This window comes from Streptomyces sp. NBC_00885, assembly GCF_045207475.1.
GTDB lineage: Bacteria > Actinomycetota > Actinomycetes > Streptomycetales > Streptomycetaceae > Streptomyces.
Window position 1 is genome coordinate 4,935,904 of the sequence record NZ_CP108796.1, and the last position, 26,928, is coordinate 4,962,831.

Annotated in this window: 28 protein-coding genes and 2 pseudogenes; 14 read left to right on the top strand and 16 right to left on the bottom strand. The window is 69.8% G+C overall.

The window, feature by feature from the left end; genetic code table 11:
• Positions 1-26 precede the first annotated feature (26 nt).
• Positions 27-371 carry a hypothetical protein gene (locus OHA61_RS22495; protein WP_406304547.1) on the top strand — a complete coding sequence of 115 codons (345 nt, stop codon included), beginning with the start codon at positions 27-29 and terminating at the stop codon, positions 369-371.
• 416 nt (positions 372-787) lie between these two features.
• Here the strand turns inward: OHA61_RS22495 and OHA61_RS22500 are convergent, their stop codons facing one another.
• The 4 genes from OHA61_RS22500 to OHA61_RS22515 form a co-directional block, all read right to left on the bottom strand.
• Positions 788-1,297: a hypothetical protein gene (locus tag OHA61_RS22500; RefSeq protein WP_406304548.1), complete on the bottom strand. Its 510-nt coding sequence runs from the start codon at positions 1,295-1,297 to the stop codon at positions 788-790.
• A gap of 11 nt (positions 1,298-1,308) precedes the next feature.
• The gene (locus OHA61_RS22505; protein WP_406304549.1) at positions 1,309-1,707 is read right to left on the bottom strand and encodes a hypothetical protein; all 399 of its coding nucleotides are present in this window, start codon (positions 1,705-1,707) and stop codon (positions 1,309-1,311) included.
• Positions 1,708-1,788: 81 nt separating this feature from the next.
• Complete coding sequence (locus OHA61_RS22510; protein ID WP_406304550.1) at positions 1,789-2,307, bottom strand: hypothetical protein; 519 nt, start codon at positions 2,305-2,307, stop codon at positions 1,789-1,791.
• A gap of 332 nt (positions 2,308-2,639) precedes the next feature.
• Positions 2,640-2,870, bottom strand: coding sequence for a hypothetical protein (locus OHA61_RS22515; protein WP_406304551.1), 231 nt, complete (start codon positions 2,868-2,870; stop codon positions 2,640-2,642).
• 47 nt (positions 2,871-2,917) lie between these two features.
• On the opposite strand from OHA61_RS22515, the pseudogene OHA61_RS22520 reads away from it, so the two are divergent.
• From OHA61_RS22520 to OHA61_RS22540, 5 genes and pseudogenes are all read left to right on the top strand, one after another.
• Positions 2,918-3,055 (top strand): annotated as a pseudogene (locus OHA61_RS22520) (helix-turn-helix domain-containing protein); the annotation flags it as partial.
• A 197-nt stretch (positions 3,056-3,252) separates the two neighbouring features.
• The gene (locus OHA61_RS22525; protein WP_406304552.1) at positions 3,253-3,819 is read left to right on the top strand and encodes a TetR/AcrR family transcriptional regulator; all 567 of its coding nucleotides are present in this window, start codon (positions 3,253-3,255) and stop codon (positions 3,817-3,819) included.
• Between the two features lie 81 nt (positions 3,820-3,900).
• Positions 3,901-5,223, top strand: a complete 1,323-nt coding sequence (locus OHA61_RS22530; RefSeq protein WP_406304553.1) for an MFS transporter — start codon at positions 3,901-3,903, stop codon at positions 5,221-5,223.
• Positions 5,220-6,614, top strand: coding sequence for a carotenoid oxygenase family protein (locus tag OHA61_RS22535; RefSeq protein WP_406304554.1), 1,395 nt, complete (start codon positions 5,220-5,222; stop codon positions 6,612-6,614). The genes OHA61_RS22530 and OHA61_RS22535 overlap by 4 nt, the downstream gene beginning before the upstream one ends.
• Positions 6,611-7,030 (top strand): SRPBCC family protein, encoded by a 420-nt coding sequence (locus tag OHA61_RS22540; protein ID WP_406304555.1) that lies wholly within the window; start codon positions 6,611-6,613, stop codon positions 7,028-7,030. Before OHA61_RS22535 ends, OHA61_RS22540 begins: the two co-directional genes overlap by 4 nt.
• 64 nt (positions 7,031-7,094) lie before the next feature.
• Here the strand turns inward: OHA61_RS22540 and OHA61_RS22545 are convergent, their stop codons facing one another.
• Positions 7,095-7,955 (bottom strand): alpha/beta fold hydrolase, encoded by an 861-nt coding sequence (locus OHA61_RS22545; RefSeq protein ID WP_406304556.1) that lies wholly within the window; start codon positions 7,953-7,955, stop codon positions 7,095-7,097.
• 41 nt (positions 7,956-7,996) lie between these two features.
• Positions 7,997-8,965, bottom strand: coding sequence for an alpha/beta hydrolase (locus OHA61_RS22550; RefSeq protein WP_406304557.1), 969 nt, complete (start codon positions 8,963-8,965; stop codon positions 7,997-7,999).
• A 187-nt stretch (positions 8,966-9,152) separates the two neighbouring features.
• Between OHA61_RS22550 and OHA61_RS22555 the strand changes: the two genes are divergently transcribed.
• Both OHA61_RS22555 and OHA61_RS22560 read left to right on the top strand, forming a co-directional pair.
• A complete protein-coding gene (locus OHA61_RS22555) occupies positions 9,153-9,647 on the top strand; it encodes a MarR family winged helix-turn-helix transcriptional regulator (protein ID WP_406304558.1) in 495 nt (164 codons plus the stop codon).
• A gap of 73 nt (positions 9,648-9,720) precedes the next feature.
• Entirely contained in the window at positions 9,721-11,403 is a 1,683-nt protein-coding gene (locus tag OHA61_RS22560; RefSeq protein WP_406304559.1) for a class I adenylate-forming enzyme family protein, read from the top strand.
• Here OHA61_RS22560 and OHA61_RS22565 read toward each other — a convergent pair.
• On the bottom strand, positions 11,400-12,767 hold the full coding sequence (locus tag OHA61_RS22565; RefSeq protein ID WP_406304560.1) for a M6 family metalloprotease domain-containing protein: 1,368 nt from the start codon (positions 12,765-12,767) through the stop codon (positions 11,400-11,402). The genes OHA61_RS22560 and OHA61_RS22565 overlap by 4 nt on opposite strands.
• Before the next feature lie 259 nt (positions 12,768-13,026).
• Between OHA61_RS22565 and OHA61_RS22570 the strand changes: the two genes are divergently transcribed.
• On the top strand, positions 13,027-13,674 hold the full coding sequence (locus OHA61_RS22570; RefSeq protein WP_406304561.1) for a TetR/AcrR family transcriptional regulator: 648 nt from the start codon (positions 13,027-13,029) through the stop codon (positions 13,672-13,674).
• Between the two features lie 94 nt (positions 13,675-13,768).
• Entirely contained in the window at positions 13,769-15,295 is a 1,527-nt protein-coding gene (locus tag OHA61_RS22575) for an MFS transporter (RefSeq protein ID WP_406304562.1), read from the top strand.
• 142 nt (positions 15,296-15,437) lie between these two features.
• Here OHA61_RS22575 and OHA61_RS22580 read toward each other — a convergent pair whose 3' ends face one another.
• The gene (locus tag OHA61_RS22580) at positions 15,438-15,962 is read right to left on the bottom strand and encodes a MarR family winged helix-turn-helix transcriptional regulator (protein WP_406304563.1); all 525 of its coding nucleotides are present in this window, start codon (positions 15,960-15,962) and stop codon (positions 15,438-15,440) included.
• 106 nt (positions 15,963-16,068) lie between these two features.
• Here OHA61_RS22580 and OHA61_RS22585 point away from each other — a divergent pair, with 106 nt between their 5' ends.
• Positions 16,069-16,851, top strand: a complete 783-nt coding sequence (locus OHA61_RS22585) for a dioxygenase (protein WP_406304564.1) — start codon at positions 16,069-16,071, stop codon at positions 16,849-16,851.
• Here OHA61_RS22585 and OHA61_RS22590 read toward each other — a convergent pair.
• Positions 16,846-17,105 (bottom strand): annotated as a pseudogene (locus OHA61_RS22590) (GNAT family N-acetyltransferase); the annotation flags it as partial. The gene OHA61_RS22585 and the pseudogene OHA61_RS22590 overlap by 6 nt on opposite strands.
• 147 nt (positions 17,106-17,252) lie before the next feature.
• On the opposite strand from OHA61_RS22590, the gene OHA61_RS22595 reads away from it, so the two are divergent.
• A complete protein-coding gene (locus OHA61_RS22595; protein ID WP_324989804.1) occupies positions 17,253-18,251 on the top strand; it encodes a sigma-70 family RNA polymerase sigma factor in 999 nt (332 codons plus the stop codon).
• Between the two features lie 82 nt (positions 18,252-18,333).
• Here the strand turns inward: OHA61_RS22595 and OHA61_RS22600 are convergent, their stop codons facing one another.
• Positions 18,334-19,296: a helix-turn-helix transcriptional regulator gene (locus tag OHA61_RS22600; RefSeq protein WP_406304565.1), complete on the bottom strand. Its 963-nt coding sequence runs from the start codon at positions 19,294-19,296 to the stop codon at positions 18,334-18,336.
• A gap of 121 nt (positions 19,297-19,417) precedes the next feature.
• On the opposite strand from OHA61_RS22600, the gene OHA61_RS22605 reads away from it, so the two are divergent.
• Complete coding sequence (locus tag OHA61_RS22605) at positions 19,418-20,926, top strand: MFS transporter (RefSeq protein ID WP_406304566.1); 1,509 nt, start codon at positions 19,418-19,420, stop codon at positions 20,924-20,926.
• 166 nt (positions 20,927-21,092) lie between these two features.
• On the opposite strand, the gene OHA61_RS22610 is transcribed toward OHA61_RS22605, so the two are convergent.
• The 3 genes from OHA61_RS22610 to OHA61_RS22620 form a co-directional block, all read right to left on the bottom strand.
• The gene (locus tag OHA61_RS22610) at positions 21,093-21,854 is read right to left on the bottom strand and encodes a DUF6227 family protein (protein ID WP_406304567.1); all 762 of its coding nucleotides are present in this window, start codon (positions 21,852-21,854) and stop codon (positions 21,093-21,095) included.
• 144 nt (positions 21,855-21,998) lie between these two features.
• Positions 21,999-23,078 carry a P1 family peptidase gene (locus tag OHA61_RS22615; RefSeq protein WP_406304568.1) on the bottom strand — a complete coding sequence of 360 codons (1,080 nt, stop codon included), beginning with the start codon at positions 23,076-23,078 and terminating at the stop codon, positions 21,999-22,001.
• A 68-nt stretch (positions 23,079-23,146) separates the two neighbouring features.
• Positions 23,147-24,352 (bottom strand): low temperature requirement protein A, encoded by a 1,206-nt coding sequence (locus tag OHA61_RS22620; protein ID WP_406304569.1) that lies wholly within the window; start codon positions 24,350-24,352, stop codon positions 23,147-23,149.
• Positions 24,353-24,532: 180 nt separating this feature from the next.
• Between OHA61_RS22620 and OHA61_RS22625 the strand changes: the two genes are divergently transcribed.
• Positions 24,533-24,739, top strand: coding sequence for a hypothetical protein (locus tag OHA61_RS22625; RefSeq protein ID WP_361903074.1), 207 nt, complete (start codon positions 24,533-24,535; stop codon positions 24,737-24,739).
• 7 nt (positions 24,740-24,746) lie between these two features.
• Here OHA61_RS22625 and OHA61_RS22630 read toward each other — a convergent pair whose 3' ends face one another.
• The 3 genes from OHA61_RS22630 to OHA61_RS22640 all read right to left on the bottom strand — a co-directional run bounded on the left by OHA61_RS22630 (position 24,747) and on the right by OHA61_RS22640 (position 26,927).
• Positions 24,747-25,214 carry an MscL family protein gene (locus OHA61_RS22630; protein WP_389371786.1) on the bottom strand — a complete coding sequence of 156 codons (468 nt, stop codon included), beginning with the start codon at positions 25,212-25,214 and terminating at the stop codon, positions 24,747-24,749.
• Between the two features lie 84 nt (positions 25,215-25,298).
• Entirely contained in the window at positions 25,299-25,796 is a 498-nt protein-coding gene (locus OHA61_RS22635; protein WP_406304570.1) for an RcpC/CpaB family pilus assembly protein, read from the bottom strand.
• Between the two features lie 267 nt (positions 25,797-26,063).
• Complete coding sequence (locus OHA61_RS22640; protein ID WP_406304571.1) at positions 26,064-26,927, bottom strand: S-methyl-5'-thioadenosine phosphorylase; 864 nt, start codon at positions 26,925-26,927, stop codon at positions 26,064-26,066.
• Position 26,928: the final 1 nt, after the last annotated feature.

The window sequence follows — 26,928 nt, forward strand, 5'->3', positions numbered from 1 at the left end:
GGAAGAACGCCACAACTGCCCGGACTGTGACGCGGCAGCGCCTGCCGCACCTGGGCGGGAAGACCGCCGCGAAGTACCAAGGGCTCCTCACCGACTGGCAGTACCGGTCGGCGTGCACCGAGCTGAGCAAGCGCGGCTACCGGAAGGACGAGCCGCACGGCATGAAGAAGCGCGAGATCTCGCAGGTGCTGACCAAGGTCTTCCAGGGGCTCAGGGCCAACGGTGTGCGGCCCGCCGCCGTGGCCGGCGAACTCGGCCTGACCATTGACGAGATGAACACGATGCTCTTCGGCCTGACCATCACCATGGTCGAGGGCGGCGGCGAGCAGACCGAGCGCGAACCACGGCGCGCGCTGTCCTTGGTGAACTGACAGCCGCAGCAATCCGGTTGAAGCTGCGGGCAGTTCGGCTCGAGGGATGCCGAGTCGGCGGTAAGCAGCCCCGACAACGTCGGGACGTTTCATCGCAGGTTCGACGATCTGTTCAACCTCGTGGCCGGTCCCGCCTCCTGTTGGTGGCGTGGGCACCGTCGCCCCGGTCACCACCTCCAAGCCGGGCACCGACGGACTGCCCAACGTCGGCGTCCGCTTTGGAGGCCGGGCACGCAAGGCAATTCCCCTGACAAGTAGGACTGTTGACACAGAAGGAGCCCCGAAGGCCGCGAGGCCTTCGGGGCTCCTGCGTTCCCACCCACGCGAATCATGGTGACGGTGACGAAGCCGCCAATTCAGTACACCAACAGGGTTCGATGCTCGACTGCCTCGCCAAGGGAACCAACTGCGCCCGGTCAGGGGCGGACTACCGTCAGGCCGACCGTATCCGCGGCCCAGCCGGCCGCCACCGCGCAGAGCACCGGAAGCACCAGCAAGGCCACACCCATCGCCGAGGGAAACCTCCCTCGCTCGTGCACCACTTCACGCGGCGCGAACGCCTTGCCCGTCGCGGCCTTCGTGTGCTTCGTCGACACCGGAGTGGCGACGCTCAGAGCCACCAAGGCCACCTCACGCCAGCGCAGCCGTTCGTCCCCGTGCACCGGGAGGGTCCACGACGACACCCAGCCCCGGAACGGCAGCAGCGCCAGGGTGAGACCGCACAGGAAGCCGGCACACGCTGCGAGCGTGCCGGGCCAGGGCTCTTGCGCCACGTACCGAATGAGAAGCGCCACCACGACGATGGCCGGAACCGGGATCAGCAGCGGTATCGGCCACTCACGTCGGTCCGGAAGCCAGCGCAACAGCAGGCAGGAGAGCACGATCTCGGGGATCAGGACAGCAACGACCCACAAAGTCAGGGGCATGGGACGCTCCGTCAGATGTCGAGGAGGGTGCCGAGCGCGGCGGCCGTCGTGAGGGTGACGACGAACCAGGTGCCCAGGAAAACGGTGACGTGCTTGGGCGTCGCGCGCTCCATCGTTCCGCCGGCGTGGACCAGGGCCACCTGGCGTCGGATGTACTTGGTGAAGACGGCCATGGTCATCAGAATGCCCAGCATCACGATGGTGTAGAGCTGCAGCGCCATCTGCACACCCTCGCCCCGCATCGCGGTGTCCCCGATCATCGAAAGGCCGCCGGCCAGGCTGGGGACTGTGGCGAGGAACACCTTCCACTTCCTCGGCGTAACCCAGGACTGCATGACCGCGCCGAACACGATGGCCACCGCGGCAGCCGCGATCCACCAACCAGTGGTGGAGGACCAGAAACTGAACACGGAAGACCCCCTAGGTGCTGCGGAACCGCGTGGATGGGGCAAGCCTGCGACTCGCCCCGTCCACGCGTCTGTGCGGGCTGCTTACCAGGTGAAGATGCCGATCACGGTAGTCGTGACGTCGTAGCCGATGTCCACGATCTTCTCACCGATGACCCTCTCGTCAATACCTGCTCTGCGGAGCATGCTCCTCGTCAGCTTCGACTTGCCGATGAAGCTTCCGCCGAGCACGAAGAGGCCGAGAGCGGAATGGAACTCCTTGCTGTCCCAGCCGTATCCCCAGCACGCCAGGCCGGCACTCACGCCTTGCAGACCCCAGGAGGTGAGTCCCGCCCCCACAGCTATCGGACCCGCGACCGGCGCGGCCGGCGTCAGCGCCACGAGGCCGGCGACCACCGCGAGACCGCCGGCACCGGTGCTCCAGTGGCCGACCGCCGACGACCAGTCCTTGGGGTCAGTGATGTCCTCGGGCCAGCTGCCGAACCACTTGGTGTCACCGGTCTTGTCGTCGTTCCCCGCGTTGTCGGCGGGGTTCGTCCCCGCCTGCGCCTGCTGCGCGGCCAGCTCGGCCGCCTTGCGTGCCGCCTCCCTGGCTTCCTCCACACGCTTCCTGACAGCGATCGCGCGCCTCGCTGGCCGCGTTGCGGGCCTCCGCAGCAGCCTGGGAGGCACGCGCCGCGTCCTCCCGCGCCTTGGCGGCGACCTTTGCGGCGTGCGCGATGGCGGCACGCATGGCCGCCACGTGCGTGAGGTGGTCGTGGTCGAGCTGGGCGACGTAGTGCTTGTCCTGGGAAACTCGTCACTCGTGTCCTTGCGACGGCGTGTGCCGCTGCTTTCGGAGCCGTCCTGTGGTCGACTTCCGCCTCCGGTGGGGGCGGCGACGACGTGGCGCCGGTTGCCGAGGGTGCGCCGGGCTACGCGGTGGAGGACTTCAGCTACCCGAACGCCGACAAGATCCTGGCGGAGCAGAACATCGTGCTGACGCGCGGTGACGGCCGCATCGTGCTGGCCGACTGCGCGAGCGAGGCCGGGCTGCTCGAGGTGTGGGCCCGTGAGAAGGCCAAGATCTGCTTCAAGGTCACCGGCAGCTCCGGGTTCCTGACGATGGAGATCCCGGCCGTGTACGGCGTGAAGGGGAGCGCCGAGGAGACCGCCGAGGTCGACATGACCGGATGCGCGGACCTGGTCGCCGGGCGCGCAGGAGGCTGTGCGGTTGCTTGCGGTGTCCACGCTGGTGGAGGGCCGGGACCGTGTAGAGGTCGCCGCCCTGTTCAAGGTATCGGCCAGGGCCGTGGACAACTGGTGGGCGAAGTGGCAGGCCGGTGGGCGGGACGCGCTGCTGTCCCGGCCGGCAACGATGTGGGGCTGGCGCTGTCGGCGGTGGAAGAACCTGCGCGCCTTCGCCCTGGCCCGGATCGCCGGCCAGGTCTCCTCGTGCCAGAGGCGGACCGCTTCCGGATCCTCGACCGGCCGACGGGGACGGGCCCTGTCGGAGTGTGGGGTCTCTGGGGGTTGACGCGAGGGAAGTGTGAGTGGTCTATTACTCACATGGGTTCGACAAGGACGCGACAGCTCTCCACCGCCGACGCCCGGCGTGCGGAGGTTCTGGCCACCGCTGCCAGGGTCTTCGCGGCGCGGGGCTACTACGGCACCTCCACCACCGAGGTGGCCAAGGGTGCCGGGATCTCGCAGTCGTACCTCTACCGGCTCTTCCCCGACAAGGAGGCGCTGTTCGTCGCCGTCGTCGAGGACTGCGGGCGGCTGATCCGGGAGCGGCTCGCCGGGGCGGTCGTCGAGGTGGGGAGTGCCGAGCCGGCGGATGTGCTGGATGCGATGGGGGATGCGTACGCGCATCTCATCGCTGACCGGGACGACCTGCTCAGGGTGTTGATGCATGCGAACTGCGCGGCGAGCGAGCCCGCGATCAAGACGGCCGTGCAGGGGATGTACGCACGGCTCGTCGAGTACGTGCGGTCGGCTTCCGGTGCGCCCGACGAGTTGATTCAGGGGTTCTTCGCCACCGGCTTCCTGTGCAATGTCGTCGTGTCCATCGGTGCGACGGATGTCGATGCGCCCTGGACCAGGACCCTGCTCGCGGGTGTCCGCCACTACTGAGCAGGACACGGCCGCACGCTCCGCGGCCTTTTCTTTCAGTCAATGAGTGAGTGATCAACCACTCTTTCTTACGGAGGGGACATGGCAACCGTGACGGAAGCGCCACCGGACATACGGCAGGGGCCCGCCCTCGCCGCTCTCGCGACCGCGCAGTTCCTCGTCGTGCTCAGCACCTCGATCGTGAATGTCGCGCTCCCCGCCCTCGCGGACGGGCTGTCCATGTCACCCGCCGCCCTGTCCTGGGTCGTCAATGCCTATGTCCTCGCCTTCGGCGCACTCCTCCTGCTCGGCGGACGGCTCGCCGATCTGCTCGGCCGGCGCCGGGTGTTCACCCTGGGCATGGCCGTCTTCGCGCTCGCCTCGCTCGCCGCCGGTCTCGCCCCGTCCGCCCCGGTGCTCATCGCGGCCCGCGCCGTCCAGGGCGCGGGCGCAGCGCTCCTCGCGCCCGCCGCGCTCGCGCTTGTGCTGGGCGTCTTCCCGCCCGGACCCGGCCGGGGCAGGGCGCTCGGGGTGTGGGGTGCGGTCTCCGGGGCGGGCGGGGCGGCCGGGGTGCTGCTCAGCGGGGTGCTGACCGAGCTGTACGGCTGGCCCGCGGTGTTTCTCGTCTCTGTGCCCGTCGCCGCCGTTTCCCTCGCCGCGACGCTCGTCCTCGTCCCCGCCGACCGGCCCGCGGGCGGCGAGGTCGACATCCTGGGCGCCCTCACGTCGACCGCCGGGCTGACCGCGCTCGTCTACGCACTCACCGCCAAGAACCCTCTCGCGGGAGCCGCGGGACTGGTCCTTCTCGCCGTCTTCGCCGTACGGCAGAAGCGAGCCAGGACGCCCCTCGTACCGCCGCGGCTGCTGCGTACGGGCAAGGTCACCGTCGCCAATGCGGCCATGACGCTGCTCGGTGCGGTCTGGGTCGGGCTGTTCTACTTCCTGCCGCTCTACCAGCAACAGGTTCTCGGATACGGGCCGTTGGAGGCGGGGCTCACCCAACTCCCGCTGGCGCTGAGCGTCGTCGCCGGGTCCGTGCTCGCCGCCCGGCTGCCCGCCCGCGCCGGGACGCCGGCGGCCCTCGCGGTCCTCACCCTCGGACTCCTGTGGCTGTCCCGCGCGCCCGACGACGCAGGGTTCGCCGTCCATCTGCTCGGCCCCTCGCTCCTCATCGGCTCGGGACTCGGAGCCGCGTTCGTACGGCTCACCGCCCTGTCCACCGAAGGCGTGCCGCCCGCCGACTCCGGTCTGGCCGGGGGCCTGATCAACACCACGCGCCAGCTCGGCGGAGCACTCGGCCTCGCCCTGATGACGGCCATCGCCCCTACAGCGGCCGGCCACAGCGCCGCATTCGTCACCGCGGCGGTCCTCGCCGCGCTCACCACCTGCACCACCTTCACCATCACCAGGAGGAAGCAGTCATGACCACCAAGCCGTACGTCTCCGGGCACTACACGCCCGTCGTCGACGAGATCACCGCGCACGAGCTGACCGTCCACGGGACCATCCCGCCCGAGCTGAGTGGCCGCTACTTCCGCAACGGCCACAACCCCAAGCCCGGCCACACGCCCACCCACTGGTTCAAGGGCAGCGGCATGATCCACGGGCTGCGGCTGCGCGGCGGCCGCGCCGAGTGGTACCGCAACCGCTGGGTCCACACCCCCGCGCTCGACGGTGTCCCCTATATGGGCGCCGACGGGATACCCAATCTCAAGGCCAGCGACGCCGCCACGCATGTCATCGAGCACGCGGGCCGGATCCTGGCGCTCCAGGAGGTGAACCTGCCCTACGAGATGACGCCCGACCTGGACACCGTCGGCGCGTACGACTTCGGCGGCCGGCTGAAGACCGCCATGACCGCTCACCCCAAGACCGACCCGGTCACCGGTGAACTGCACTTCTTCGGCTACGGGCCCTTCCCGCCGTATCTGACGTACTACGTCGCCGACGCCAAGGGCGACATCGTGCGCTCGGAGGTCGTCGACGGCGCGGGCCCCTCGCTGATGCACGACTTCGGCATCACGGCCCGGCATGTGATCTGGCTCGACCTGCCCATCGTCTTCAACCCGGCCGAGCAGTCGGGGATCCCGTACCGCTGGAGCGACACCTACACCCCGCGCATCGGCGTCATGCCGCGCACAGGGCCTGCCAAGGTGCAGTGGTTCGAGGTCGAGCCCGGTGCGCTGCTGCATGTGGCGAACGCGTACGAGGACGAGCGCGGCCGGATCGTGCTGAGCGGGCCGCGCTACGACCGCGGCTCCTGGGAGCAGACCTGGAAGTGGTGGATCGGCGCGCCCGGTTACGCGCCCCAGCCGATGGTCGGCGCCACCGGCCACCGCTGGATCCTCGACCCGGCGACCGGCACCGCGAGCGAGGAGGCGGTGGACGACCTGGTGACCGAATTCCCCACCATCAACGAGGACTTGACCGGTCTGCCGAACCGCTTCAGCTACTCCGTCGCCTTCCCCGGGCCGGACCTGAGCGAGTACGCCATCGCCAAGCACGACCACACCACCGGCGCACGGGAGCTGGTGCCCATGGGCCGCGGCCGGATGCCCGGCGAGGCCGTGTTCGTACCGGCCGAAGGCGGCACCCGCGAGGACGACGGCTATCTGCTCACCGTCGTCAGCGATCTGGACCAGGACGCCTCGCAGCTGCTGATCCTCGACGCTTCCGCGCCCACCGGGCAGCCCGTCGCTACGGTCGAACTGCCGCGCCGCGTGCCCTCCGGGATCCACGGCTCCTGGATCGCCGACGCCGACATCTACGCCGACATCGAGATCGACAACAACAACACCGAGGATGGTGCAGCATGATCACGACACGTCACGAGATCACTGTCGCGGCCCCCGTCGAGACCGTCTGGCAGCTGCACACCGACGTCGCCGCCTGGCCGACCTGGAACTCCGGTATCGACCTGGCCGCGCTCGAGGGTGAGCTGAAGGTGGGCGCGAGCTTCCGCTGGCTCACCCACGGCCTGGACATCACCTCGACGGTCACGGACATGGAACCGGGCCGGTCCATCACCTGGGGCGGACCCGCCGCGGGCATCGACGGAGTACACAGCTGGACGTTCGAGCCGTACGGCGACTCATCGACGCGGGTCGTCACCGAGGAGTCCTGGGCTGGGGCGCCGATCGACGCGGACCCGGCCGGGATGCTGGCGGCCCTCGAGCAGTCCCTGGTCGCCTGGCTGGACGAGCTCAAACGAACGGCGGAGCAGGGACGGTAGACACACGAGTCGGCCGGCACCGGGGGACCGGTGCCGGCCGATGGTCGTACGGGTGTCGTACGGGTCAGTGCGAAGTGGCCTTCGCCGCCCTGGTGATGAGGTCGCTGACCGTCTGAGGCCGGGAGACGGTCACGGCGTGCGAGGCCCTCGTCTCGACGGTCCTGGCGTGGGCCCGCTCAGCCATGAAGCGGAGAGCGGCCGCGGGGATGTTCTTGTCCTCGGTGGTGACGAGGGCGTACGAGGGAATGGCCTTCCAGGCCGGGCCGGTTGCCTTCTCCTCGAGCGCGGAGACGGCGACCGGCCGTTGTGTCACGGCCATGAGCTCGGCGGTCTGCGCCGGGACGTCCGCGGCGAACTGCGCACGGAACTTGTCCTGCTTGATGGTGAGTTCGGTGCCCGTCCCTCCGCCGGGCAGCGGGTACTGGGACGGGCTGGTGGTGGGCGGCAGGGTCGAGCCGGGGAACTTGTTCGTCAGTTCCAGGGCGCTCTCCCCCTTCTCGGGTATGAAGGCGGCCACGTAGACCAGCGCCTTGATGTTCGCGTTCCCCTCCGCGGCCTCGCTGATCACGCTGCCGCCGTAGGAGTGTCCGGCCAGGACGACCGGGCCGTTGACGGTCTTGAGCACGCCGGCCAGGTAGTCGGCGTCGCTTCCCAGGCCGCGCAGCGGGTTCGCCGGGGCGATGACCGGATAGCCCTCCCGCTTGAGTCGCTTGATCACACCGTTCCAGCTCGACGCGTCCGCGAACGCGCCGTGCACGAGCACCACGGTCGGCTTCGGCTCGGAGCCGTGGTGGTGGTGCCGGTGGGACGGAGCTGCCGAGACGGATCCGGCTGCCTGGGTGGCCAGCACGGTGACGCCGGCGAGGAGTGCGGCGCCGGCGGAGAGCAGACCGCGACGGGACCGGGCCGAGGAAAGACGGGACATGGCGGTGGTTCCTCCTGTGGATGCGGTAGTCGTCGTGGCTGTCAGTGGGAGGTGTGCAGCATGGTGTGCAGGGTGGAGACGGCCTGGGCGATGGCGGCCTCGGCGGCATGCGTCTCGCGCAGCGCGTTGAGCATGACGAAGTCGTGGATGATGCCCTGGTAGCGGGTGGCCACCACGGGGACACCGGCGGTGCGCAGACTGTTCGCGTACGCCTCGCCCTCGTCGCGCAGGACATCGGCCTCGGCGGTGATGACCAGGGCCGGGGGCAGATCACGGAGTTGCTCCGTGGTGGCGCGCAACGGTGAGGCGGTGATCTCGGCGCGCTGGGCGGGGTCGGTCGTGTACTGGTCCCAGAACCACTGCATGGCGTCGCGCCGCAGGAAGTAGCCCTCGGCGAACTGGCGGTAGGAGCCCGTGTCGAAGGCGGCGTCGGTGACTGGGTAGAAGAGCACCTGCTGAACCAGCGGGACGTCGCCCCGTTCCTTGGCCATCAGGGTCAGCGCGGCGGCCATGTTGCCGCCCACCGAGTCGCCGGCCACGGCGATCCGCCCGGCGTCCAGGCCCTTCGCCGCCCCCTCGGTCACGACCCAGCGGGCCACGGCGTAGTTCTGCTCGATCGCGACGGGGTAGCGGGCTTCGGGGGAGAGGTCGTACTCCGGGAAGACCACGGCCGCGCGGGCGCCTACGGCGAGTTCGCGTATGAGCCGGTCATGGGTGTGGGCGTTGCCGAAGACCCAGCCGGCGCCGTGGATGTAGAGGATCACCGGCAGGGTGCCCGTGGCATCCACGGGCCGGACGATGCGGGCGCGGACCGTGCCGGTGGGCCCGCCCTGGACGGTCACCCACTCCTCGTCCACGTCCGGCTTTGCGATCTCGGCCGACTGCACCTCGTCCACCGCCTTGCGCCCCTCGCCGGGGGCGAGTTCGAAGAGGAACGGCGGGTTGGCGGTGGCTCCGGCGAACGCGGCGGCGGCCGGTTCGAGGACGGGACGGACGGTGTTCGCGCTCATGTCGCACTCCTCGTGGTGGTGTGTGACCAGAAAGCTAGCGCACGATTTCATTGTGCACAAGCTAAACGTCCACGAGTAACTTTGGTGATAGGGGAAGGTAGGCTGGGGCGTTGCACGTCAGGAAGAAGCAGTACGAAGCAGCAGGAAACAGCAAGAAGCCAGGAAGAGAAGGAAGCAGGAGGCCCGGATGAGCGCCGCCCGGTCGGCCCAGGCCGCCCCGTCCGCCGAGCTCGGGGGCGATGCCTCCCTGCTCCTGGACGACCAGCTGTGTTTCGCCCTGTACGCGGCTTCGCGCGCGGTCACCGGCCGGTACCGCCCGCTGCTGGAGGTGCTCGGGCTGACCTATCCCCAGTACTTGGTGATGCTCGTGCTGTGGGAACACGGCTCGGAGACGGACGGAGTGCCCGTCAAGGAGCTGGGAGCCTCCCTTCACCTGGACTACGGGACTCTGACGCCGCTCCTCAAGCGCCTGGAGGCGAACGGACTGCTCAAGCGCGAGCGTCGCGCCGACGACGAGCGGGTGGTCGTGGTCAGCCCGACCGGTGAAGGGCTGGCGCTGCGCGAGCGGGCCAGGACGGTTCCCGCCGCCATCGGTGACGCGATGGGGCTGGCGCCCGACGAGATGCAGGAAGCGATGCGTCTGCTGCGCCGTCTGACGGTCAATGTGACCGGCACCGGCTGACCGGGCCAGGGCGCGCTCGTTGGCCAATACACCGACCTTGACGCCGCCCGCACTGCGTCATAGCGTCTCGCCCGTGCCGCACTCCGATTCCCCCGCCATTCCCGAAGCGATACTCACCGCCCCCGGCGCGCCCTTCGCCGTCGTACGGGGTGAGGACGGCGGGCTGCTCTACGCCGACGGGCCGCGGACCCTGCGGGAGTTCGTCGAGGTCACCTGGGCGTACGGCGACCGGCCCTTTCTCGTGGCGGAGAGCCGGAGTCTGACCTACGGGGAGTTCTTCGCCGAGGCATGCGCGCTCGCCCGGCGGCTCGTCGACGTGTACGGGCTGCGTCCCGGCGACCGGGCCGTCGTCGCCATGCGCAATCACCCCGAGTGGCAAGTCGCCTTCTGGGCCGCCCAGTTGGCGGGGATCGTTGCCGTGCCGCTCAATGCCTGGTGGACCGAGGACGAGTTCATGTACGCGCTCGACGACTGCTCGCCCACGGTGCTCCTCGTGGACGGTGAGCGGCTGCCGCGCGTGCGGGCCTGGGCCCTGCGGCACCAGGTGCCCGGGGTCGTCTTCCACGGTGCGGCGGAGGAAGGCTTCGAGGCGTACGCGCCGGTGGACGACCCCGCTCTCGCGCCACCCGAGGTCGAAGTGCGTGCCGAGGACGACGCCACGATCATCTATACGTCCGGGACGACGGGCCGGCCCAAAGGCGCCGTCGCCACCCAGCTCGCACAGGCCGGGGCCGCGCTCAATCCGCGGTACTACGCCGCCGCCGCGTCCCTCGCACGCGGGGTGATGCCCGGGCAGGGACCCGCGCCGGTGACGCTGATGACGTTCCCTTTCTTCCATGTGGCCGCGTTCACCACGCTGTATTCGACGATGGCGGTCGGCGGGAGTCTCGTACTGATGAGGAAGTGGGACGCCGAGCAGGCCCTCGCGCTCATCGAGCGGCATCGCGTCACGCACTACTCCGGCGTGCCGACCACCGCGCTTCAACTGCTGGACGCGGCCGAGCGGACCGGTTCGCGGCTGGAGACGCTCACGCATCTCAACACCGGCGGTGCCGCGGCCCCGCCCGGTCTTGTGGCCCGGATGACGGCCCGCTACGGGCAGCGGATCGAGCCGCGCAACGGCTACGGACTCACCGAGACCAGCGGCGGCGTACTCGCCAACTTCGGTGCCGGATACCGCGAGCACCCGGGCAGCGTGGGGCGGCCGACCCCCGCCACCGAGGTGTGCGTCGCCGGACCGGGCGGGCAGCCGCTGCCCGAGGGCGAGGTCGGTGAACTGTGGCTGCGCGGGCAGGCGTTGGTGCGCGGGTACTGGAACGACCCGGTCGCGACCGCCGCCGCCTTCAAGGACGGCTGGTTCAGGACCGGTGATCTGGCGACCGTGCGCGAGGGGCGGGTCAGCATCGTCGACCGGCTCAAGGACATGGTGATCCGGGGCGGCGAGAACGTGTACTGCGTCGAGGTCGAGGCGGTCCTGCACGACCACCCGGAGGTCGCCGACGCGGCCGTGCTCGGCGTTCCGCACCCCGAGCTCGGCGAGGAGGTCGCGGCCGTCGTTCAGCTGCGCCCCGGGGCCGCGGTCACCGTGGACGGGCTGCGCGCGCATGTCGGCCGCACGCTCGCCGCCTTCAAGGTGCCGGCGCATGTCTTCGTACGGGACGAGCCGATGCCCCGGAATCCGACCGGGAAGATCCTCAAGCGGGAGCTGCGCGGCCTCTTGGGCGAGCAGCGGGTCCCGGTCGCGGACATTCCCTAGGAACGGGTGACGCGCACCCGGTAGGTGCCGTCCTTCTCCCCGAGCACGGCGATGCGGATGCCGTGCTTCCGGTCGGCGAAGGTCTGGCCCGGCCGGTACGGCGCGTCCGACAGTTCCGCGTGCACATTGGGGCGGCGCGTGCAGCCGCCGCTGTTCTGTTTGCTGTCCGCGACCGTCACCGGTCCCTGCCCGGTGTCTATGTCGGACTTCACGCTGTAGATCAGTACGCCCGGCTCGCACACGGCCTCGTCGTTGCCCGCCCGGGTGCGCACCTCCACCGCGTACCCCGAGTCCTCGCTCAGTGGGACGATCGCCATCTTCGAGCCGCCCGAGGTGGCCAGCGGTGTCAGCTCGTACTCCGTCGTGCCGGGCGCGGACGCGCAGCCGATCTGGCCGGCGTCCAGCCAGCCCAGCTTCCACTTGTGCCAGCCGAGCAGGTCGTTGTTCGCCCCCCAGTCCTCGGACATGATGTCCCAGTGGCCGACGGCGCCCCCGCCGTCGGCGGTGTAGAGGTCGGGCAGTCCGAAGACATGGCCGTTCTCATGGGGCAGGACGCGATAGCCCGTCTCGGCGTACGAGCCGGAGCCGTCGTCCTGGCGGCTGTAGACGAAGGACGTGTTGGCCAGCGGCACGCCGTCCGCCATGGGTGCCTCTTCGTTGCCGGAGAAGGTCACGGACAGCACCGTGTCCAGCGCCGAGGGCCCGGCATTCGGCGTGACCAGTATGTTGACCAGGTCGTACGCGCTGAAGTCCACCACCGGGTCGGCCGCGGCCGCGATGTCCTGCACCAGCTGGCGGTAGCCCGGTTCATAGGGGGAGCCGCGCTGTATCCCGTACGCGGCGAACGGTATCGGCATCCGCAGCCAGTCGGTGATCGGGGCGTGCGGACGGTAGGTGAGGCGACCGTACGAACTGGTGCGGAACCAGTCCGTGGTCTGCGGGAAGAACTCCGCGAGCCGGTCCAGCGCGCGCCCGGGACCCTGCGCGTCCGGGAAGTCGATCATCAGGTTGAGGGCGTTGACCTCGCCTGTCGAGCGGGAGTAGCCGGGCGGGGTCGGCATGCCCTCCGACATCTGGACGCCCAGCGTGGAGCCGATCCGGCACGGCCCGAGCACCGACTCGTCTGCGGTGGCCACCGGGCCCGCGGAGGCGCGGGTGGGGGCCGGGAGTGTGGCGCTCGCCGTGGTGAGGGCTGCGAGCGCGAGGGAGGCGAGGGCGCCTAGGGTGCCGACCCGGCGGGATCTGCCGCGTCCGCCCCTACCGTCTGTTCCGCGTCCGTCCCGACCCTCTGTGCCGCGTGTCCTGCGCGTACTGCTTCTGCCGGTTCTGCTGATTCTGCGTATCCGGTGGCGCGTCGGCTTCATGCAAACGCCCTTCGGCTCCGCGGCAGCAGGCCGGACCCTGGCTGCGCTTGTGCGATCAGCCTGTGACGGGCCGTGGCGGGACGCGCGCGGGGCTGGTCCGATCGTGGGTATTTCCCGCGAGAGGTGTGTGACGCAGGTCACATCGAATGCAGGAAATAACCGGGGATGGTTTCCCCGTTTGACCTCGTGTCCCCGCGAAACGGGGAAACGATCCCCGCTTACGTAGAGATATGAAGCAGTCACGAAAGGGAGTGGAGCCGTGAGCCCCGCCGCCGACACCGAAGCGCGCCGCGTCACCCGGCCGCGGGCCGACGCCCTGCGGAACCGGGAGCGGATCGTGACGGCGGCGCGCGAGACCTTCGTGGAGTTCGGACCGGACGTCCCGCTCGACGAGATCGCCCGCCGCGCCGGCGTCGGCAACGCCACGCTGTACCGCCACTTCCCGGACCGGGACGCCCTCATCCATGAGGTTGTCCTTTTTGTCCTCACCCGTACGAAGCAGCAGGCGCTCGACGCCGCCGCCGAGGAGGCGGACGCGTTCGAGGCGCTGCGGCGCTTCACCCACGCGGCCGCCGACGAACGGATCGGGGCGCTGTGCCCGCTGCTGTCGGGCGCCTTCGACAAGTCCCATCCCGATCTGACCCGTGAGAGCGCGCGCCTCGAAGAGGTCGTCGGGAGCCTCTTCGACCGCGCCCAGGAGCAGGGCCGACTCCGCGCCGATGTCGCCGTCGGAGATCTGCTCGTGGCTCTCTCCCAGCTCACCCGGCCGCTGCCGGGCACCCCGTGCCTGAACATCGACCGGTTCGCCCATCGCCATCTGGCGCTGTTCCTCGACGGACTCGAAGCGCCGGCGCGCTCCGAACTGCCGGGCACGGCAGCGACCTTGGAGGACCTGCGCGCCGATTGACTCCGTTGGCTTCGCAGGTCTCCCTACACCTCTTGATCACGTCTCTCTGACCACGTCCGTTTTGACCTCTCCGCACCCTTAGGTGACTACAGCCATGTCAAAAACAGCCGGTATCCCCGATATATCGCTTCCGGACCCCAGCCGCTGGAAAGCCCTGGTGTTCATCGCCCTGGCCCAGCTGATGGTGGTGCTGGACGCGACGATCGTGAACATCGCACTCCCCCACGCCCAGTTGGACCTCGGAATCTCGGACGGCAACAAGCAGTGGGTCATCACGGCCTATGCCCTGGCCTTCGGCGGTCTGCTGCTCTTCGGCGGGCGCATCGCCGACCTCTGGGGCCGTAAGCGGACCTTCGTGGTCGGGCTGCTCGGCTTCGCGGCGGCATCCGCGCTCGGTGGCGCGGCCACCGGCGAGGCGATGATGTTCGGCTCCCGTGCACTGCAGGGTGCCTTCGGCGCGCTGCTCGCCCCGGCCGCGCTCTCCTTGCTCGCGGTGATGTTCACCGACGCCAAGGAGCGCGCCAAGGCCTTCGGTATCTACGGTGCGATCGCCGGTGGCGGCGGCGCCGTCGGCCTGATCCTCGGTGGTGTGCTGACCGAGTACCTCAACTGGCGCTGGACGTTCTTCGTCAACATCCCGTTCGCGGTCATCGCCGCTGCGGGCGCGTACTTCGTCATCCGTGAGCCGGCAGGCACCCGCAACCGCTCCACCCTCGACATCCCCGGTGTCGTCCTGTCCACCCTGGGCCTGGTCACCCTCGTCTACGGCTTCACGCGCGCCGAGTCCGCCGGCTGGTCCGACGGCCTGACCGTGAGCATGTTCGTCGCATCCGCCGTGCTGCTCGCCGGGTTCGTCTTCACCGAGTCCAAGGTCAAGGCGCCGCTGCTGCCGCTGCGCGTCATCACCGAGCGCAACCGCGGCGGTGTCTATCTCTCGCTGGGCCTCGCGATCATCGCGATGTTCGGGCTCTTCCTCTTCCTCACCTTCTACCTGCAGATCGTGAAGGACTACTCGCCGGTCATGACCGGCTTCGCCTTCCTCCCGATGATCGCGGGCATGATCACCGGCTCGACGCAGATCGGTGCCCGGCTGATGACCCGGGTGGCGCCGCGGCTGCTGATGGGCCCGGGCTTCCTGGTCGCTGGTGCCGGCATGCTGATGCTCACGCAGCTGGAGGTCGGCTCCTCGTACGCCGGTCTGATCCTGCCGGCGCAGCTGCTGCTGGGTCTGGGCATGGGTACGGCCTTCATGCCGGCCATGTCTCTGGCCACGCACGGGGTGCGTCCGGAGGACGCCGGTGTCGCCTCCGCGATGGTGAATACCTCGCAGCAGGTCGGCGGCGCGATCGGTACGGCGCTGCTGAACACGATCGCGGCCTCGGCCACGACCGCGTACGTCGCCTCTCACGCGGCGGGTGCCACCAACCAGCAGCTGCTGCAGGCGCAGGCCATGGTCCACGGCTACTCGAACGCCATCTGGTGGGCGGTCGGCATCCTCGCGGCCGCAGCCACGATCGCCTTCACGCTGATCAACACCGGGCGCCCGGGGGCCGGTTCGGTCACCGCGGCCTCGGGTGACGGTGTCGAGGACGAGATCAAGGTTCCCGTCGTCGCGCACTGAGGCGTGCGACGAGGTCATTGAGCGGACAGGGCCCCGCCCGGGGTGAACCCGGGCGGGGCCCTTCGCGTGCCGCACGGATGCCGGTGGACGTGCGGGTGCGGGCGTTGCGCGGGGTGCGGGGTGCGGGCTGAGGGCTCGCGGGTCAGCGCAGCCAGGGCAGGTCGGCGCCCGAGTCCTGCGGTTGGAGCCCTTCGGCCAGGATCCGCATGATCGCGCCCAGCTGCTCCACCTGCTCGGGCGTGAGCCGGTCGAACATGGCCTGGCGTACGGCCTCGACATGTCCTGGCGCGGTCTTCTGAAGGATCTTGAAGCCCTCGTCCGTCAGGACCGCGTTCTGCCCGCGCTTGTCGGAGGGGCAGTCCTCGCGACGGACCCAGCCGTTCCTCTCCAGGCGCGCGATCGCGTGCGAGAGCCGGGAGCGGGTGATCTTGGCATCGATGGCCAGTTCCGTCATTCGCATGCGGCGGTGCGGGGCCTGGGAGAGCTGGACGAGCAGGCCGTAGTAGATGTGCGGCATGCCGGCGTCGCGCTGCAGCTGGCGGTCGAGATGGTCTTCGAAGAGGGTGGTGGCATGCAGATAGGCGCGCCAGACGCGCTGTTCGTCCTCGGTGAGCCAACGCGGTTCGAGGGCGCCCCCGCCCGTGGATGCCGTATTCATACATCCCACTCTACGACCACATTCTTGAAAGTTTAACTAACTGGAGTTACGCTGGGGACAGCTTGAAAGTTCAAGCAGGCCGTACGAGGCCGGAAGCAATCCGGGAGCCGCTGTCATGAGTTCCACCCCTGTCGCGGAGCGCATGCCCGCCCTCTATCTCTCCCACGGCGCCCCGCCGCTCGCCGACGACGCTCTGTGGCCCGGCCAGCTCGCCTCCTGGTCCGCGTCCTTGCCGCGGCCCAGGGCGATCCTGATGGTCTCCGCACACTGGGAGGAAGCTCCGCTCGCGCTCGGCGCGGTCGAGACCGCCCCGCTGGTGTACGACTTCTGGGGCTTCCCCGAGCACTACTACCGGGTGCGCTATGCCGCGCCCGGCGCGCCCGAACTCGCCGACTCGGTACGGAAGTTGCTGCGTGGCGCTGGTGCGCCGGTACAGGACATCCCGGACCGCGGGCTCGATCACGGCGCGTACGTCCCGCTGGTGGAGATGTTCCCGGACGCCGACATTCCCGTACTGCAGATCTCCATGCCCACGCTCGATCCGCAGAAGCTGATGGAGATCGGCCGCAGGCTCGCGCCGCTGCGGGACGAGGGCGTACTGATCATCGGCAGTGGATTCTTCACCCACAATCTGGCGGCCCTGCGCCAGGGCGGAATTCCCGGCTGGTCGGTGGAGTTCGACGACTGGGGGCAGCGGGCGCTCGCGGCGGCGGACGTGGATGCGCTGCTGGACTTCGAGAACAAGTCACCGGCCGGGCGGCTGGCTCACCCGCGGACTGAGCATTTCGCGCCGCTGTTCGTCGCCCTCGGGGCGTCCGAGGGTGAGCTCAAAAGCGGGCGGAGCGTGATCGACGGCTTCTGGATGGGCCTGGCGAAGCGGTCGGTCCAGTTCGGCTGAGGCTGGTCGGTACCCGCTGCTTGTCGCGTATCCAGTAAGTAGGGCAGAACGGACATCCCGAGCAACCAAAAGTCGGTGGGGGCCGTCTTCAGGGTGGGAGTGCAGCCATGGGCGGCGCGCTGATCGGTCGTGAAGGCGGACGTGTCGAATGTGACGGGCGTCTCACGCACCTAGTGGTTGTGGAGTTCTGTGAGGGCTTCGGGATCCGCCTCCGTGCCCGCCCTGACCTGCACCTCTGAGTGATCCTGCGGCACGCTTCCTCCCTCGTGGCGCGACAGGGTACTGCAAGATCACGAAAATCGATCCACGGCGTGGGAATTCTGTCCCGATTCCAGTCGTTGTTTCCATCGGATGCAGGGCACCCGGAAGGGTGTCGCGACCTACGTAGTAAGGGAGCTCGCATGGCAACCCGTGCCGTTGCCCGCCGTCAGTCCGACTCCAGTGGGACCGGCAGGGCAAGCAGCGTTCGCGCCGTGGGCGGGGAGATCGCCGACCGCGACCTGGTTGGCATGTACCTCGATGAGATCGCGCGTACGCCGCTGCTCGATGCCGCCAAGGAAGTCGAGCTGTCCCAGACCATCGAGGCGGGTGTCTACGCCCGGCAGATCCTCGACGAAGAGGTGGACAGCGATGCGGGCGGCGCCACGCGCGAAGAGCTCGAGGCGCTGGTCGCCGAGGGCGAGCGCGCCAAGGACGTCTTCATCCGTTCCAACCTCCGGCTCGTGGTGGCCGTGGCGCGGCGCTATCCGCGCAGCGGGCTGCCCCTCCTCGACCTGATCCAGGAGGGCAATGCGGGCCTGGTGCGCGCGGTCGAGAAGTTCGACTACGCCAAGGGCTTCAAGTTCTCCACGTACGCCACGTGGTGGATCCGCCAGGCGATCACCCGCTCCATAGCCGACCAGTCCCGGACCATCCGGCTCCCTGTCCACCTGGTGGAGGAGCTCGGACGGATCCGACGTGTCCAGCGCGAGTTCAACAGGGAAAAGGGCCGCGAGCCGGAGCCGGCCGAGGTCGCCCAGGAGCTCGGCTCGACGCCCGAGCGCGTCATCGACGTGCTCGACTGGGCGCGCGACCCCGTCAGCCTGAACATGTCGGTGGACGACGCGGGCGAGACGCAGTTCGGTGATCTGCTCGAGGACACGTCGGCCATCTCGCCGGAGCAGTCGGTGCTGTCGCTGCTGCGCAGCGAGGGGCTGGAGGACCTGATCGGCAAGCTCGATCACCGTACGGCCTCGATCATCCGCATGCGGTACGGCATCGAGGACGGCCGGGAGCGCACGCTGACCGAGGTCGGCAAGCAGCACGGCCTGACGCGCGAGCGGATCCGGCAGATCGAGAAGCACGCGCTCCTGGAGCTGAAGCGGATGGCGCGGGACACGGGCTTCGACGCGGCGGCGTAAGCGCCCCGCGAACGGCCCCCTGAAGCGGACCCCAGTACCCTCCCCCCCGGTGCTGGGGTCCTTCCCTGTCCGGACCCGACGGTCAGCGCGCCGTCGTGGCGCGGGTCAGGCGCGCGCCCAGGTCCGTCATGTGCTCCGCCAGGCTCCTCGGTCCGTGGACCGTGAACTCGCAGTCCACCAGCGCCAGTCGGAGCGCCAGCCACTCCAGCGAGTCCGCCGCCCTCGTGCGCAGGCGGCAGGTTGCTTCGCCCGTCGCCACCGGTACGCCCAGGGTGTCCGGCAGGCGCGCGGCGACGAACGACGCCGGAGCCTCGAAGCTCACGTCGATGTCGAGCTCCGGCTGCCGGGACATGGTGTGCCCCAGCAGTTCCGCGGCGCTGCCCGTTGGCAGCTCCCGCGGAACGAAGCGCGCCCCCGTGGCGAAGGGCTCCGAGATCCGGTCGACGCGGAACGTACGCCAGTCCTCGCGCCCGATGTCGTACGCGACGAGATACCACCGGCGGCCCGTCGAGACCAGGCGATACGGCTCGGCCTGCCGTCTGCTCTGAGTCCCGTCGCCCGCGCGGTAGCCGAAGCGCAGGCGTTCACGCCCCGTCGCCGCGCCCGCGATGACCGTCAGCGTGTGCGGGTCGATCGTCGCGCCGTCGCCGCGGGTCAGCGGAATCGTCGCAGCCTGGAGGGTGGTGACCCGGTGCCGCAGCCGGGACGGCAGCACCTGTTCCAGTTTGGCGAGGGCCCGTACGGAAGCCTCCTCGATGCCCTCGATGGCATGGCCCGCGCCCGCGCGCAGGCCGACCGCGATCGCGACGGCCTCCTCGTCGTCGAGGAGCAGCGGAGGCATCGCGGCGCCTGCGACCAGGCGGTAGCCGCCGATCGCCCCCTTGGTCGCCTCGACCGGATAGCCGAGGTCGCGCAGCCGGTCGATGTCGCGCCGGATGGTGCGCGGGCTCACTTCGAGGCGCTCGGCCAGCTCGCTGCCCGGCCACTCGCGCGGAGTCTGGAGGAGGGAGAGCAGATTGAGGAGTCGTGCCGGAGTGTCCGTCATGTTTTCCAGGATGCCCGTCATCTAGGACATGCTCTGACCTATATCTACTCTACTTTCTTCCTATGAGTTCACAGCCCGCCGTACCGGATACGGCTTCAGACCGTCGTCGCTGGATCGCTCTATGAGTTCACAGCCCGCCGTACCGGATACGGCTTCAGACCGTCGTCGCTGGATCGCTCTCGCCATCGTCATGACCGCGGCCTTCATGGATCTGGTCGACGTCACCATCGTCAATATCGCGATCCCGAGCATGGAGCGGGACCTGGGCGCGTCGTTCGGCGCGATCCAGTGGATCACCGCCGGATACGCGCTCGCCTTCGCCGCCGGTCTGATCACGGGCGGACGACTCGGAGACATCTACGGCCGCAAGAGGCTCTTCCTGATCGGCATCACCGGCTTCACGCTCGCCTCCGCGCTCTGCGGCTTCGCGGCGGACGAGAACATGCTGGTCGCCTCCCGTCTGCTCCAGGGCGCGACGGCCGCGATGATGGTGCCTCAGGTGCTGGCGATCATCCATGTCACCTTCCCGGCGCACGAACGCGGCAAGGTCTTCGGGATGTTCGGCGCGGTCATCGGACTCGGCGCGGTGTCCGGGCCGCTGCTCGGCGCGCTGCTGACCCAGTGGAACCTCTTCGGCCTCGAATGGCGGCCGATCTTCCTGATCAACCTGCCTGTCGGTATCGCGGGCGTCATCCTGGGCCGCAAGTACATCATCGAGTCCCGCGCACCGAAGGCCCTCCGGCTCGACCTGGTCGGCGTCGCGCTGGCCACAACCGGACTGCTGATGCTGATCTATCCGCTGACGCGCGGCCGTGAGCTGGGCTGGCCGCTGTGGGGTCATCTGTGCATGGCCGGCAGCCTGCTCGTCTTCGCCGTCTTCGTGGCGTACGAGAAGAGGAAGACCCGCAAGGACGGTTCGCCGCTGGTCGAGCTGTCGCTGTTCAAGGTGAAGAGCTTTGCCGCGGGCATCGCCGTGCAGCTCACGTTCGGCATCGCCTGCGGGATCTTCTTCCTGGTCTGGACGCTGTACATGCAGATAGGTCTCGGCTGGTCGCCGCTGCGGGCCGGGCTGACCGGGGTGCCGTTCTCCATCGCCGTGTCCACGGCGGCGGGGCTGTCCGTCCAGAAGCTGGTGCCGCGCTTCGGCCGCAAGGTCCTCCAGGCGGGCGCGCTGACGATGGCCACGGGTCTGGTCCTCTACATCTGGGAGGCCGGGCGGTACGGCACGGCGATCCACTCCTGGCAGATGGTGCTGCCCCTGGCGGTCATGGGCGCCGGGATGGGGCTGATCGTGGCGCCCCTGACGGACGCGGTCCTCTCGGACGTACCGCGCGAGCACTCGGGCTCGGCGTCCGGGCTGATCAACACGACGATGCAGATGGGCAATGCGCTCGGGCTCGGTCTGGTGTCGGTCGTCTTCTTCGGGTCGATCGACGACCGGATGGCGCCGAGTGCGGTGGGGAAGGCGTTCGGGGACGCGTTCCAGAACTCTCTCTGGTGGGTCGTGGCGGTGCTGGCCGTGATCTTCGTGGTGATGTTCGCGCTGCCGGCGCGGCCGAAGCAGCATGTGGAGGGAGCCGAGTCGGAGCTTCCGGACGAGCGGGAGGCGGAGCCCGCGCTCGCTCACTGAGGCGGTCGAGCGGCTCGGGTACTCGGAATACTCGGATTACGGGCCCGGCCCGGGACGCGTGGATGCGTCCCGGGCCGGGCCTCGCTGGTGTTCCGCGCCGTATCTGTAGAGGCCCGCGGGGACGGACGTCGTACGGGGCTGAACCCGGCGCCGGACCGCGGCGCGGTCAGCGCACTCGCGCGCGCAGCTCCATCGCGTCGCGCGCGGTGCGCTCCGTGTCGTAGACCTCGCACATGTGGCGGCCGTCCGGCGTCGCCGTGTGCTCCACCTCCCACAGGCTCGTTTCGGTGCCGTCGAGGAGCAGGAACGCGTGCTCGTAGAGCGTGAAGCCCGCGTCCTTGCCCGCCACCTGGCACTGGCGGCCGAAGACCTGCGTGATGTGGTGGGCGAACGCGGCCCGCAGCAGGCTCGCGGTCTCCTCGCCCGGCCGGTCGGCGTTCTCCGCGCGGCGCAGCACGCGGCGCGCGTGGTCCGCGGAGTCCTCCGGGACGTACATCCTCGGGAGCGGGGTCGCGGGCGGCGTCATCAGGCTGGACAGGAGCTCCCAGTCCGCGTCCAGATCCACGCCGAGCCCCGCGTCCTCGCCGCACCCATGCCCGGCGAAACCCGGGAAACCGGCGGGCAGGCGCGAGGCGGCGAGACGGGCCTCCGACTCCTCGGTGTACAGCTCATGCTGCTCGGAGCCGTCGCGTCCGGTGTTGTGCACCAGCTCCCACAGGACGAGGGAATGGCCGTCTCTGAGGAGATAGGCGTGCCGGTATGTCGCGCGGTGCAGCGCGGCGCTGTGGTGCGAGGAGTGCAGCGAACTGGCATGGGCCAGCGCCGAATCGAGCCGTTCGACCGTCGAGTCGGGCAGGTCGAACGAGTTGAGCGCCCGCCCCAGGAGTCGCTCGAGGTGCGTCTCGGTAGTCTCGTACGGATCGTTCAAGATGGGTCTCCAGGCCGTCGCCGCAAGTCACTTGGTGGTTGCTAAACGTAGCCCCTGGGTCTGACAACGCGTCCGGGGTTCAGGAAAACGAAGGGGAACTGGCCGAAGTTCCCGCGCTTGTGGGCAACTGGGTTGTCCCGTACGTCAGTCGATGTCGTACAGGTCCCGGTACGAAGGGAAGACCCCGCCCGGACCCTCGACACCCCGTGCCGAGAGGATCGCCCGGACAATCGCCCGGGTCACCACGTCCGCGCCCGCCGCCAGGACCTCGTTGAGGGCGAGCGGACTGGCCTCGTCGAGCGCCACGGCGCCGGTCGCGAGGGCGAAGACCGTGTCCCCGTCGTTGAGGAGATGGACCGGGCGGACGGCGCGCGCGATGCCGTCGTGCGCCGTGCCCGCGAGCTTCTGCGCCTGCGCGCGGGTGAGAACGGCGTCGGTGGCGACCACGGCGAGGGTGGTGTTGAGCGGGGGAGGGGCGTTCTTCTCGCGTGCCTCGGTGAGGCGGAGCTGGGCCGCCGCATGCACATCGGGGGAGGGATAAGCGACGCGGCCCGCGAAGTACGACCCGTACAGCGCACCCGTCAGCGGATCCACCGCCGAGCCGGCGGCGTTGGCCACGACCAGTGCGGCAATGGTGATCCCGGAGTCCAGCACCGCGCTCGCCGTGCCGACCCCGCCCTTGAACTGCCCGACCACGGCACCCATGCCCGCGCCGACGCCACCCTCCTCGACCGGCGCGCCCTCGTCCATGCGGGCTGCAGCCTCGACAGCGGCCCGTCCCGTCGTGGCGTCCGGTCTGGCCCGCCAGTCGCCGCCCCGGCCCAGGTCGAACACGCAGGCCGCCGGGACGACCGGCACCACCTGCGAGGGGTCGGGGCCGACGCGGACGCCGCGGCCCTGCTCCTCCAGCCACGCCATCACACCGGCAGCGGATTCGAGGCCGTACGCGCTGCCGCCGGTCAGGACGACCGCTTCGACGCGCTGGACGAGATTGCGCGGGTCTAGGGCGTCGGTCTCGCGGGTGCCGGGGCCGCCGCCCCGTACATCCACGGCCGCGATCGCCCCGCCCGCGGGGGCGAGGACGACGGTGGTGCCGCTGAGCGCGCGCTCGCCGGGCACGTGCGCGTGGCCGACGCGGAGCCCGGCCACGTCCGTCAGCCCACCCGCCGGGCCGTTCGCCGGCCCGTCCGCCGGGCCGTCTGTCGGTGTGTCATGTGCTGCCATGAGGACCATGCGTACCACGGGACTTGGCGCAGCGCCCGGGGGCGGGACGGTCCCGCGCGTGGCGTCCCTCACGCCGCGGCCGCCGTCCGGGCGGTGAGCGTGACGCCGACCGCGACCGCTGCCGCTGCGACCAAACCGGCGGCCAGGACCGCCCAGTCGCCCGCGAACGTACAGGCCAGGATCGCCGCAGCGGTGACGGGAAGGATCAGCTGCTGGGCGGCGCCCTCCTTGAAGTAACGCGCGTGCAGAGCCCACACCAGCAGCATGAACACGGCGGACGGGACGGTGACGGCAGCCGACGCGGCGGTGATCGAGATGTGCGCCGTGCCCACGGCCTGCTCGACCGACACCTCGATGCCCGCGCCGATCGCCGCGGCCGACGCGAAGATCCCGTAGTGGCCGTAACCCCACAGGAATCCCTCCTTGCTGGAAGTGAGACGGTCATGGGCCGGAACGACGAAGTAGATCCACCAGGCGGCGAAGACGATGAGGAGTCCGCCCCCGGCGATCGGCAGCAGATCGCCCAGCGCCTCGTTCTCGTCGACGCCGGACTTCACCGCGACGGTGGCCGCGGCGATCGTCTCGCCGAGCACGATGATAGTGAACAGGCCGTAGCGCTCGGCGATGTGGTGCGGGTGCCAGTTGGTGTGGAAGTCCTGCTCCGCGTACGCAGGCACGCACATCTCGGCGATCGCCATCACCAGGAAGATCCAGCCCCGGGCCGACTCGGGCGCGAACAGCAGGGCGCTCCAGCCGATCTGGCAGAGGATCACGCCGCCCGCATACCGCAGGGCCATGGTCCGCTCGGCGCCTGAAGCGGACCGCGCGGCCCTCAGCCACTGCGAGGTCAGCGCGATGCGCATCACGATGTAGCCCAGCCAGACGACCAGGAAGTCATGGTCCTCGAACGCGCGCGAGACTCCGGCGGCGAGGATCAGGACTCCGGCGATCTGGACGAGGGTGACCACGCGGTAGAGGACGTCGTCGTTGTCGTACGCCGACGAGAACCAGGTGAAGTTCATCCACGCCCACCAGACGGCGAAGAACACCATCGCGTAGTTGAGAACGCCGTCCCCCACGTGGTCCTCGGCGAGGGCATGCACCAGCTGCACACCGGCCTGGGCGATCGCGACGACGAAACAGAGGTCGAAGAACAACTCGAGAGGCGTGGCGGCCCGGTGCTCCTCGTCACGCCGCCGGGCGACGAGCGGCCGCAGGGGCCTCGAGGGATTCGACGACGTCGGTGGCCGGTCGGCGCCGGGCGTGTGAGTCATGCGCCAAGCACAGCAGAGGGTGAGCGAGGGACCCCGGAGACGCGCGAAGAGCCGGGACGGGCCGGGCGGGACCGCCGGGAGGCTTCGCCCACTCTCGGGCGGGACCGGCGGGACGCCCGGGCGGGGCCGGATCGCCTCGCCGGCGCTGACGGGCCCCGCCCGCCGCCGTACCCTGGACGTATGAGCACCGCCCCCGCCCCCGGACCGCGTGATGCGGAGCAGCCGCGGCAGCAGTCCCCACGACCGCAACTGATCTTCGACGATCCGCTGGACCAGCAATCCTCGGACGATACGGACCGGGGGTGGGGCGAGCGGCCTCTCGCGGGCGGTGACAGTGCGGCCGATCTGGCGCGCTTCCTCGACGAGAAGCCGCCCCACCACATCTGAGCTCTCGCTACCGCTGGTCGTGCCCTGAACCCCGCTGGGCCACCACGGCGTCCCGGATCTCCTTCAGGACCTCGAGCTCGGTCAGCTCGACCACTTCCTTCGCGCCTTCCTTGGCCGCGTCCCGGGCCGCCCGCCTGGCCAGGTACTTCGACATGGGCAGCACCATCAGGAAGTAGACGACGGCTGCTGTGATCACGAAGGTCAGCGTGGCGCTGAGCACCGAGCCCCACAGGATCTTGATGCCGTCCACCTCGCCGTTCACCACCTTGCAGGTGCCCTTCAGGCAGGAGCTGTAGGCATCCAGTTCCCGCGTGCCGAACGCACCGACCACCGGGTTGATCACGCCCTTCACCACGGAGTTCACGATCTGGGTGAACGCCGCGCCGATGACGACGGCGACGGCCAGGTCGATCACATTGCCGCGCATCAGGAAGGCTTTGAAGCCCTCCAGGACGCTGACCTTCTTCTCGCTCACCGCTGAGCCTCTCTTCGCACGTGCAGGTCATGGAACCAAACGTTCCGCAACTTACGGCACCACGTGCCTGCGCTGTCCAACAGCTCAGCACACCGTCACCGCCAGCCTCGATGTCGTGCTCGCGCCCGCAAGCGCAGCCGCGGTGGCGCGCGGAACGGTCAGTACCACCAGCGCGCCGCCGTCCCCGACAGCCTCCGAGGTGCGGGGAACTTCGGTCACCCGGGCCCCCGATGCCACCACGCGCGCCTCAGATGCTTCACCCGCAGGGGAGTTGGCGGCGGCGATCACATCGACCCTGTCTCCCGGGCGCAGCAGCCGCACGGTCGCGGCATCGGCGATACGCACCGGAGCCGACACCATCTCGGCGGCGGGCCGTGGTTCGCGATGGGCGGCCGCCGGCGCACCGGCCCCCGGACTGTCCGGCTTGTCCGGCCCCGGAGCGTCCGCACCACGCGCGCCCGAAGCGGCGAGTGCCGCTGCAGTCATGGCCAGCCCGGCCGCCAGCGCACGCCGTCGCCGCCGCATCGCCCGCCGCAGCCTGTGGGCCCCACCGCGCACCCGCAGCGGCGCGAAGGGCGGCACACCGACAGGCTCCGGAGCCGGGGAAGTCGGGAGACCCGAAGACGGGGAGCGACCCGAAGACGAGGGACGGGACGACGGGGAAAGGGGCGACGAGGGAAGGGACGACGGAGGAACAGACGCGGGAGGAAGGAACGACATGACACACACCGCCTGCAGTGAGAAGGGAGTTGGACCGATCGCTCCTCACGATCCACCGTCCGCCCGAATCCCGCAGACGCCTGTGGACAACCCCGGCGCTGTGGACAACTCCCTCACCCGCGCGTGGGTCTACGGCAGTTGTATCCCCGGATCGAGGCCGTCCAGCGCCCGCATGCACAGACAGTTCCGCTCCCCGTCCACCGGCAGCCCCGCCACCGCGTCGAACAGCACCGTCCGCAGCCGCTCCACATTGGCGGCGAAGACCTTCAGCACCTCCCCGTGGGAGACGCCCTCGCCCGACTCGGCCCCCGCGTCCAGGTCCGTCACCAGGGTCATCGACGTGTAGCAGAGCGCCAGTTCACGGGCGAGCACTGCCTCCGGGTGCCCGGTCATGCCGACCACCGACCAGCCCATCGACCGGTACCACAGTGATTCGGCCCGGGTGGAGAAGCGCGGCCCCTCGACCACCACCAGCGCCCCGCCGTCCACCGGCTCCCAGTCCTGCCCGCGCGCCGCGGCCAGCGCGGCCTTGCGCCCCTCGGGACAGTACGGGTCGGCCGTCGACACATGCACCACATTGGGCATGGACCCGTCCGGCAGCGGATAGCCGTCGTAGAAGGTCTGCACGCGCGCCTGCGTACGGTCCACGAACTGGTCCGGTACGAGCAGCGTCCCCGGCCCGTACTCCGGCCGCAGCCCGCCGACCGCGCACGGCCCGAGCACCTGTCGTACGCCGACCGAGCGCAGCGCCCACAGGTTGGCGCGGTAGTTGATGCGGTTCGGCGGCAGATGGTGGCCGCGTCCGTGCCGGGGCAGGAAGACGACCTTCCGCCCCGCGATCTCGCTGAAGAACAAGGAGTCGCTCGGGCTGCCGTACGGAGTGTCCACCTGGACCTCCGTCACGTCCTCCAGGAAGGAGTAGAACCCCGAGCCGCCAATGACACCGATCTCAGCGGAAGGGGTGCCGGAGAGTTCGCTCGCGTTGGTCGCCATG

Excerpts from the sequence above, each read along its gene's own strand:
- OHA61_RS22500 (WP_406304548.1), bottom strand. The coding sequence starts at position 1,297 with ATGCCCCTGACTTTGTGGGTCGTTGCTGTCCTGATCCCCGAGATCGTG.
- OHA61_RS22515 (WP_406304551.1), bottom strand. The coding sequence starts at position 2,870 with ATGTCGACCTCGGCGGTCTCCTCGGCGCTCCCCTTCACGCCGTACACG.
- OHA61_RS22525 (WP_406304552.1), top strand. The coding sequence starts at position 3,253 with ATGGGTTCGACAAGGACGCGACAGCTCTCCACCGCCGACGCCCGGCGT.
- OHA61_RS22530 (WP_406304553.1), top strand. The coding sequence starts at position 3,901 with ATGGCAACCGTGACGGAAGCGCCACCGGACATACGGCAGGGGCCCGCC.
- OHA61_RS22535 (WP_406304554.1), top strand. The coding sequence starts at position 5,220 with ATGACCACCAAGCCGTACGTCTCCGGGCACTACACGCCCGTCGTCGAC.
- OHA61_RS22540 (WP_406304555.1), top strand. The coding sequence starts at position 6,611 with ATGATCACGACACGTCACGAGATCACTGTCGCGGCCCCCGTCGAGACC.
- OHA61_RS22545 (WP_406304556.1), bottom strand. The coding sequence starts at position 7,955 with ATGTCCCGTCTTTCCTCGGCCCGGTCCCGTCGCGGTCTGCTCTCCGCC.
- OHA61_RS22550 (WP_406304557.1), bottom strand. The coding sequence starts at position 8,965 with ATGAGCGCGAACACCGTCCGTCCCGTCCTCGAACCGGCCGCCGCCGCG.
- OHA61_RS22555 (WP_406304558.1), top strand. The coding sequence starts at position 9,153 with ATGAGCGCCGCCCGGTCGGCCCAGGCCGCCCCGTCCGCCGAGCTCGGG.
- OHA61_RS22565 (WP_406304560.1), bottom strand. The coding sequence starts at position 12,767 with ATGAAGCCGACGCGCCACCGGATACGCAGAATCAGCAGAACCGGCAGA.
- OHA61_RS22575 (WP_406304562.1), top strand. The coding sequence starts at position 13,769 with ATGTCAAAAACAGCCGGTATCCCCGATATATCGCTTCCGGACCCCAGC.
- OHA61_RS22585 (WP_406304564.1), top strand. The coding sequence starts at position 16,069 with ATGAGTTCCACCCCTGTCGCGGAGCGCATGCCCGCCCTCTATCTCTCC.
- OHA61_RS22595 (WP_324989804.1), top strand. The coding sequence starts at position 17,253 with ATGGCAACCCGTGCCGTTGCCCGCCGTCAGTCCGACTCCAGTGGGACC.
- OHA61_RS22600 (WP_406304565.1), bottom strand. The coding sequence starts at position 19,296 with ATGACGGACACTCCGGCACGACTCCTCAATCTGCTCTCCCTCCTCCAG.
- OHA61_RS22605 (WP_406304566.1), top strand. The coding sequence starts at position 19,418 with ATGAGTTCACAGCCCGCCGTACCGGATACGGCTTCAGACCGTCGTCGC.
- OHA61_RS22615 (WP_406304568.1), bottom strand. The coding sequence starts at position 23,078 with ATGGCAGCACATGACACACCGACAGACGGCCCGGCGGACGGGCCGGCG.
- OHA61_RS22620 (WP_406304569.1), bottom strand. The coding sequence starts at position 24,352 with ATGACTCACACGCCCGGCGCCGACCGGCCACCGACGTCGTCGAATCCC.
- OHA61_RS22625 (WP_361903074.1), top strand. The coding sequence starts at position 24,533 with ATGAGCACCGCCCCCGCCCCCGGACCGCGTGATGCGGAGCAGCCGCGG.
- OHA61_RS22640 (WP_406304571.1), bottom strand. The coding sequence starts at position 26,927 with ATGGCGACCAACGCGAGCGAACTCTCCGGCACCCCTTCCGCTGAGATC.